Origin of the sequence: Streptomyces mutabilis (assembly GCF_014649815.1) — a bacterium.
Taxonomy (GTDB): domain Bacteria; phylum Actinomycetota; class Actinomycetes; order Streptomycetales; family Streptomycetaceae; genus Streptomyces; species Streptomyces mutabilis.
In genome coordinates, this window is the sequence record NZ_BMTT01000236.1 from 1 (window position 1) to 576 (window position 576).

General features: G+C 27.3%; 1 protein-coding gene. It reads left to right on the plus strand.

The genetic code is table 11. The features are described 5' to 3' along the window. Nucleotides 1–218: hypothetical protein (locus tag IE142_RS40160; protein ID WP_502266916.1), on the plus strand; the 218-nt coding region annotated here is incomplete at its 5' end. Between the last annotated feature and the right edge of the window lie 358 nt (nt 219–576).

Consider the following 576-nt stretch of genomic DNA (forward strand, 5'->3'; position numbering starts at 1 on the left):
CTGAAATTGGTACTGTTAAAGAAGAAGTTAACGCTAATGATGTAGAAGGCGGAAACTTGAAAATTTCTTTCAACTCAAAATACATGATGGATGCTTTAAAAGCCATTGATAATGATGAAGTAGAAGTAGAATTCTTTGGTACAATGAAACCATTTATCTTAAAACCAAAAGATGATGATTCTGTAACGCAATTAATTCTGCCTATTAGAACATATTAATAAAAATTAAAGTTACAATCGTATTAGATTGCTAAATCTCTTATACAAAGGAGCCTGTGCATTTGTCGCATAGGCTCTTTTATATTGATACCAAACCTCATTTCAAACATTCAAAACTTAATATAGACGAATGAGATAATTATCGTGAATGTAAAATTAATTTTAAATGTACTGAGCGCTTTTCATAGCAATAATAAATATATTTGAGTATTCAATTACTCTTGTGGAAAAAGTGTGCTAAAAACCCCTTTAAAATTAAAATTCAGTGTAAGTTTCTAAAATGATTGTAAGTAAATTATAAAATTTGTAGCAGCTTTTGATAAAATAAAATATATATCAAAGTAAACGATTTCATTCT